4 protein-coding genes are annotated in these 4,024 nt (G+C 37.1%); all 4 read left to right on the top strand.

Features of this window, described 5'->3' with window-relative positions:
* Positions 1-48: 48 nt before the first annotated feature.
* Positions 49-1,305, top strand: coding sequence for a radical SAM peptide maturase (locus DW103_RS17685; RefSeq protein WP_122278578.1), 1,257 nt, complete (start codon positions 49-51; stop codon positions 1,303-1,305).
* A gap of 15 nt (positions 1,306-1,320) precedes the next feature.
* Positions 1,321-2,535, top strand: a complete 1,215-nt coding sequence (locus tag DW103_RS17680; protein ID WP_122278576.1) for a TIGR04150 pseudo-rSAM protein — start codon at positions 1,321-1,323, stop codon at positions 2,533-2,535.
* Between the two features lie 108 nt (positions 2,536-2,643).
* On the top strand, positions 2,644-3,174 hold the full coding sequence (locus DW103_RS17675) for a hypothetical protein (protein ID WP_147381249.1): 531 nt from the start codon (positions 2,644-2,646) through the stop codon (positions 3,172-3,174).
* Positions 3,171-4,024 (top strand): glycosyltransferase (locus DW103_RS17670; RefSeq protein WP_122278572.1); only part of this gene is annotated, 854 nt, incomplete at its 3' end. The genes DW103_RS17675 and DW103_RS17670, both read left to right, overlap by 4 nt.

Here is a 4,024-nt window from a genome sequence, read left to right as displayed (position 1 = left end):
AGATTTTGATGTTGATGAAAGTGAAGGATGATGCAAAATAATGGATTTATGGAAAATATAGAATATATATCGCTTTCGGCGAATAACATAAGACAGGAAATACTGAATTTAAGGCAGCTTGTTTTTGAAGTGACGGATAGTTGCAACCTTAAATGTAAATATTGTGGGTATGGCGAGTTCTATTGTAGTTACGATAAGCGGGAAACCCGGAATTTGTCTTTTCAAAGAGCAAAAAGATTGATTGATTATATCTTTTCCATGTGGAAGGAGCATGGACAGGATGTCTATAAGCATTCCATTACATTTAGTTTTTACGGGGGAGAACCTTTATTGAATGTGCCTTTGATACGGCAGATTCAAGATTATGTGGAAACAAATTATGCTTATTGTGTGGACTTGAATTATTCGATGACAAGCAATGCGATGCTGTTGGACCGGTATATGGATTTTCTTGTGGAGAAGAATTTTTCTTTATTGATTAGTTTGGATGGTGATAAGGAGGGACAGGCTTACCGGGTGGACCATCATGGCGTCAACTCTTTCGAGCGGGTTTATGCCAATGTGAAATTATTGCAGGAAAAATATCCGGATTATTTTAAAGAGAAGGTTCATTTTAATTCTGTTCTTCATGATAGAAACAGTACGGATGGGTTGTTCCATTATATGCAAGATACCTTTGGCAAAATTCCTATGATTTCCCAGTTGAATACGAGTGGGATACGGGAGGACAAAAGAGAGGAGTTCAAAAGTCTTTTTGTGAGTAAAGACCGGAATTTTTATGAGGCTCCGGATGTTCCTTTGTTGATAAACGAAATGTTTTTTGATGTGCCGGATACGCGGGCTCTTTATACTTATTTGGAACAGTTTAGCGGTAATGTATATAAAAGCTATACAGACCTCTTTGTTGACCAGTCGAAATTGCCAAGCTTTCCTACCGGAACTTGCGTACCTTTTAATAGAAAAATGTTTTTAACGGTGAATGGTAAGATTTTGGCTTGCGAACGTATCGACCAGAAATATGCTTTGGGGTATGTTACGGATGAAGGGGTGGATTTGGATTTTGAAAAAATAGCCGCTTTTTATAATACTTTTTTTGAAAAAATAAAAAAGCAGTGTCAGGGTTGTTATCGTAAATCGTATTGTCCGCAATGTATATTCTATATAGAGGATTTGGAAGGGGAGGCCCTTTGTGATGGATTTATGAAAGAGGACGAATTTGAGCGTATGGTTGTTGCTCAAAAGGCCTATTTACGAAGAAATCCGCATCTGTATAAACGAATAATGGAAGAATTAGCTATTTATTAAAAAAGAGAAAATACCATGAGGAAATATTGGTTGATGATAGAGCCGGATACTTTTATTTGGAAAAAGAAAAATCGGATGTTGGCTTATAACACTGTAAATGGTGGTATGTTGCCGCTGAATTGTTCGGATTCGTGGGATGATAAATATACAACATTGATGAATCCGGATAATCTTTATTGTGTGGAATTGACGGATATTGATTTTCAGGATACATTGTTTGCGGAAAGCATAAATAGTTTGACGGAGAATGGTTTTGCAAAATTGTTTGTACAGAAGGAGGGAGAGGATCGCCCTGTTTCTTTATATCCGTTGTTGAGCGTACAACGTTCGAGGGCGAAATTTTTAAAAAAACCGGAAATACTGGAGTATGAAAACTTTCTTCGATATATACAAGAAGTTGTTATTTATTTAAACGGAAATGAAAAAGATGCCAATGGGTTGTTTAAACAGCAGCCTTACTTTCTGGCAGGACAGGGTACTTTGGATTATTCTTTGTTGGGTTCTTTTCTGGAAAGAGTGAAGGTTAGTACTGTTGGAAGTATCAAAATTTGTGGTAAGGATATATTTGCTTATGAAGCATTTCGTCCTCTTTTAGGAGAATTGGATAAAATACATGCTGCCAAGGAGTTGTATGTGTCTTGTTCCCAGTTGATAGAGCATGCAAATGAGATTAAGATTGCCGGCTCGGAGCAATTTAAATGGAAAATCACGGTAGATTGTTGGCATCCTTTTGTAGCACAACTTCTTCCTTTGCTTGCGGATGTGCATGTTGAATGGGTTTTTTACGTAACGAGTCTGGAGGATTGTGAGTCGGCGGAAAATATTATCGAAACGAATGGACTGGAAAAGTACCAGGTTAAACCATTATTTACCGGAGATAATCTCTCTTTCTTTGAAGAATATATTTATTTGACGGAGGAGGATTTGCGTACCATTCGTTTGAATAAACGGCAGGTTTTTGCAAATATGGCGTTGAATGTAGATGATTTTGGTAAATTGACCGTTTTGCCGGATGGTGAGATTTATGCAAATGTGAATATGCCTGCTTTAGGCAACTTGCAACGAAACGATATATCCCATTTGGTTAAAGATGAAATTTTGTATGGGAAATCATGGTTGCGCGTCAGGGAGCAACAACCTTGTTCCGAATGTTTATACCAATGGCTATGCCAATCTCCTTCTTCCTATGAATTGGCGATAGGAAAATCGAATCTATGTCATATTCGTTAAAAACAAATTGTTTATAGAGTGGAAAAAGACTTACTATTACGGCGGATAACAAATAATTTGATTATAAATGCAAGTTTTTTGGAAAACCCGGGATTATATCACGGGAAGATGGGAATCGTTCTCTTCTTTGTCCATTATTCCCGGTATACGGGAATGGGTTTGTATGATGATTTTGCGGGTTTGTTGTTGGATGAGATTTACGAAGAGATAAATACGTGGACACCTGTGGATTTTGAAAATGGGCTTGCCGGAATAGGTTGGGGTATTGAGTATCTGTTGCAAAATGGTTTTATGGCAGGAGATTCCTTTGCGATATTAAGGGAATTGGATGAAAAACTTCAGGAAAGTGACTTGAATCGTATGATGAATAAATCGCTAAGGAATGGAACGGGAGGAATTGCTTGCTATTTGCAAAAACATTTGTCTCCGGATGTGATACACAAGGATGTGTGTGTGTTGAGCGCGTCTTTTCTTGCAAACTGGGAAAAATATATTTGCCCGGAATATATTTCTCAGGAGATGGATTTGTATTCGATTGTAGAACATAATTCATTCAAGATAGAAACGGAGGTTAAGAAATGGAGATTGGGATTGGATGGCGGATGTGCCGGATATGGACTTAAAATGATATTGGAATGAAGCATATCTATTTTTTTAACACAAAGAGTCGTGCCGCTGTTTATGGTATAGGGACTTATTTGCGGCAAGTGACGGATTGTATGCGGAGCATCCCTGATGTGTCGTTTAATATTGTAAATTTGTTGGTAGATGTGCCGGAGTTTACCCGTGAAGAAAAAAATGGATATATATCTTACGATATACCTGAAAATTATATGCAGACAACCAAAATCATTGATTGTTACTCCCGGAATATATGGTTTTTGCTCCGTCCCTATATTCAGTTACAGAAGGGTGATGTATTGATTTTTCATTTAAATTATACAAATTCCAACTCTTGGATTACTTGGGCAAAAAAAGATTTCCCAAATTGTAAAATCCTATTAACCATTCATTATCAGGATTGGTGTTTTTCATTAAACGGGAATACTACTTATTTCCGGAAACAGATTCTTTCTGAAAAATTAGCCTCTTTTTCAATGGAACAGAAACTGTATAATGATGTGGATCGTATCATTTGCCTTTCCCATTATACGGAAAAGTTGTTGTTGCATGAATATCAAATCCCCCGGGAGAAAATTGCTGTCATATACAATGGCTTAAAGGATGAAGCCGTTTTTTTGAATCGGGAAGAGAAAAAGAAACTGAAAAAGAAATACTTTATTCGGGAAGATGAGAAAATAATATTGTTTGTCGGACGTTTGGATGATATAAAGGGGGTGGGCTATCTGATACGCGCTTTCCGGCATGTATTAGATAAAATACCGGAAAGCCGCTTGTATATCATAGGTGATGGGCTTTATTCTAAATATTTGAATGATTGTTCCGGCTATTGGAATAAAGTGACATTTACAGGTCGTTTGAATAAGGA

The sequence above is a fragment of the Parabacteroides sp. AM08-6 genome, from assembly GCF_003473295.1.
GTDB lineage: Bacteria > Bacteroidota > Bacteroidia > Bacteroidales > Tannerellaceae > Parabacteroides.
Note: the sequence above shows the minus strand (reverse complement) of the source record. Positions and strands in the feature narration are given on the sequence as shown.

Excerpts from the sequence above, each read along its gene's own strand:
- DW103_RS17685 (WP_122278578.1), top strand. The coding sequence starts at position 49 with ATGGAAAATATAGAATATATATCGCTTTCGGCGAATAACATAAGACAG.
- DW103_RS17680 (WP_122278576.1), top strand. The coding sequence starts at position 1,321 with ATGAGGAAATATTGGTTGATGATAGAGCCGGATACTTTTATTTGGAAA.
- DW103_RS17675 (WP_147381249.1), top strand. The coding sequence starts at position 2,644 with ATGGGAATCGTTCTCTTCTTTGTCCATTATTCCCGGTATACGGGAATG.